Source organism: Microcystis sp. M49636_WE2 (assembly GCF_030065375.1).
In the GTDB taxonomy this organism is placed as follows: Bacteria; Cyanobacteriota; Cyanobacteriia; order Cyanobacteriales; family Microcystaceae; genus Microcystis; species Microcystis aeruginosa_C.
Map to the genome: position 1 here is coordinate 1 of NZ_JASJFG010001013.1, position 3127 is coordinate 3127.

General features: G+C 46.6%; 2 protein-coding genes and 1 pseudogene. All 3 read right to left on the reverse strand.

Features of this window, described 5'->3' with window-relative positions; genetic code table 11:
• Window positions 1-186: 186 nt before the first annotated feature.
• Complete coding sequence (msrA, locus tag PX484_RS23290; RefSeq protein ID WP_287765298.1) at window positions 187-849, reverse strand: peptide-methionine (S)-S-oxide reductase MsrA; 663 nt, start codon at window positions 847-849, stop codon at window positions 187-189.
• Window positions 850-977: 128 nt separating this feature from the next.
• Window positions 978-2642, reverse strand: a complete 1665-nt coding sequence (locus tag PX484_RS23295; RefSeq protein WP_287765301.1) for a DUF6930 domain-containing protein — start codon at window positions 2640-2642, stop codon at window positions 978-980.
• A gap of 75 nt (window positions 2643-2717) precedes the next feature.
• A pseudogene (locus PX484_RS23300) lies at window positions 2718-3127 on the reverse strand (caspase family protein); the annotation flags it as partial.

Sequence of the window (3127 nt, forward strand, 5' to 3'; positions counted from 1 at the left end):
AGGTAGGCGTTAAAAATTATCAGACACCCCCGTTATCAAGGGTAGGGTTGATTCATGAATCAACCCTACCTTATCAAGGGGGGATCAAGGGGGGATTAAAGGCAAAATCCATTTTTAATTTAATTATAACCAGCTACTTAACTGATCACTGATAACTGATAACTGATAACTGACTCCTAACCCTACTTAATTTAACTTCAGATCAAGAGCGATCGGACATTCCACTTTCGTTCCCCCTAAACCACAGTAACCGCCGGGGTTTTTAGCTAAATACTGCTGATGATAAACTTCAGCATAATAAAATTCAGGTGCGTCGAGAATTTCCGTGGTAATTTGACCATGGCCCGCTTTATGGAGAGCTTCTTGGTAGATTGATCGAGATTTTTCCGCTAATTGCTTTTGCAGGGGACTATAGGTATAGATACCCGATCGATACTGAGTTCCCGTATCATTACCCTGACGCATTCCTTGGGTGGGATTATGGCTTTCCCAGAAAACCTTTAACAGTTGTTCGTAGGAAATCACCCTGGGATCATAGACCACTAAGACCACTTCATTATGTCCGGTCATGCCGCTACACACTTCCTGATAGGTGGGATTGGGGGTGATACCAGCCGCATAACCTACGGCCGTGGTGTAAACACCTTCTAATTGCCAAAATTTCCGCTCTGCTCCCCAAAAACAGCCTAAACCAAACATTGCGGTTTCCATACCGGCGGGAAAGGGGGGCTGCAAAGGATGACCGTTAACGTAGTGGCCGCTAGGTACGGGCATTTTTTCCGATCGCCCGGGTAGTGCTTCCCTTGCTGTGGGCAAAGTTACTTTTTTTCCGAATCCGAATAACACCATAATTAAGAATTTGTCCAGAAAATTTTACCTTACTTTACATTGTCGCTTAATTTTGGGGATTTCAGTGATCAGATTTGAGTTTTCTGATTACTGTTCACTGAAAAAAGCTCCGTCGCTGCCGGTTCAAATTAACCGAAGTGAGGCATAAGAGTCAAAACTCCCAAGTCTAAATCTTTACTATCGATCGATTTTGCCTCGTAGAGGGCTAACATATCGTTTAATTGGGGATTACCGCAGGAGGAACCGGTTACGCCCATGGCAATAATCAAACCACAATAACCCTCGGTATTTTTGATGCGTTTTTGCCAATTGCGGCGAGCATTACGGTGGTCGGGATCATCTTGCTCGAATTCTCCAAACAGATAGAGATCACCGTTAGCCATTTTCAGAATCCCCAGATCATAACGGGTATCTTCTAAGGGATCTTCGCCGGGGTTAAAACCAATAGCCTCCAAACCGCCAGCTTGTTCGATTTTTTCGATCAGTTCCTTGGCTTTCGGTCGGGAGGTCTGGATCATGACCACGGGGAAACCCTCTCCTTTTGTCGGTACGGACTGGGGTTGATAATGGACTTTTGGACGACTGCGAATTTTATCTAATAATTGCCAGGGAACCATTCCCAGACTGAGATGTGCATTATCAGGGACTAGATTCTCCTTGAGTACGGATTCTTCCTCATCATCCTCATCATCCTCATCATCCTCATCATCGTCGTCGTCGTCGTCGTCCTCTAAGAGTTGCATAAATTCCGCACATAGATCGGGCATCGTGGCTACCGTCACCGCCACGGTTTCCCCTTTTGCTTGTTCGGGATCGATGGGAATGCGAAAACGACGCTGTAATTCTCCGATCGGTTCTTCGGATAAAGCGGATTGATTGCCTTTAAAAAAGCGCAACAGAGCTATTAAAGCTAAATATACCGTGATTGCTTCTTCTTCATCCAAGTAGGGGCGAATACCTTCGTAGGGATGCACGCTGCCGAAAACTGGATGGATTTGGGAGGGGGCAGCCGAGGCTAGATCGTAGTCATCCTCATCATCATCCTCATCATCATCGGCCAATTCGTAGCTTAAAAACCAGCAATCTTGGGAAAGAAAGGCCTTTTCTAATCTTTCCATCGATTTTTCTTCTAAAGCGGACTGCCGGAATTGTTTGAGGGATTCTAGGGAACGATAGAGAATGACTCCGTATTCCCGACCGAGCATTCCCATGACACAGGCGTAAAGATTCGGGAAATCGGAGCGATCGAGCTTAATTTGCAAAATATCGTAATCAGCTAAACAGGACCAGGGTTCAGCTTTCCAAATTTCGTGAGCGGTTTTCACTAAAGCGGACTGCCAAGCGGGGGGAATTGCCGGGGGGCGGTTATTTTGGAATTCCTCGAATCCGCGAAAGAGATCATCGATCAGGGGCAAACTGGGGACATAATCGATGGTGATATCGAGATCTTGCAGTACCCCGCGCAGAAAAAACTGTGTTTCTCGATCGCGGACGATAATTTTTTTCGGTCTGGCTGGCCGGGCGGGACTTTGCGGTGTTTCGATGGCGCGGATTAAGGTTCTGACCATGGCCTCTGGCCCGGTTTCGGGGGAAACTACTTCCATAGAGCGTACACAGCCCTCGCTACCATCCACCCAGATCACGCACTCGCCGCCGCTTTCTTGATTTGGTTCTAAGGTGGCCCGGGGCATTCTCTCGGATAAGGATAAAGCACGACGATCTCCTTCCCAAACACTGGGAATTTGGGGAATTTTTTTGAGGCGGCTTTGGGTTGTCCGGGGCAGAAGATTCATCGGGAAATTTAGGGGTAGCTGTGTTAGGATTTTAACCTTTTCTTTTCAAGGATTCCATAGAATTATTCTATCGATTTAGTCGATAACTTGATAAATAAACCGGAAACCTGACCAAGTTCCCAGATCAAAGGCGTATTCATCAATTACACTGCCAGAACTATCCATTTTCAAGCCTAAATCTAATTTTAGATCGCTCCAGAAAGCTCTGGCTATTTCTAGGGGGTTAGTCAGGGTGAGCAGTTGGGTGGCTTCTCCTTTGAGGCTTTGAGTGGCATTGAGAAGGGTCAAGGTTTTCGGGAAAGGATGGCGACTGAGGATCAGTATATTCTCTCTGATGCCCTTGGGTTGACTAATTTTCCAATGCCCTTGGCGGTCATTGGGGATGGTGGCCTTGGTTTTGGCCGCCACGACAAAGGGGGCTAATGGGCTAGAATTGCTGAAATTATCGGGGTTTTCTGAATGGGAACAGTATAAAAGCGGTTGGC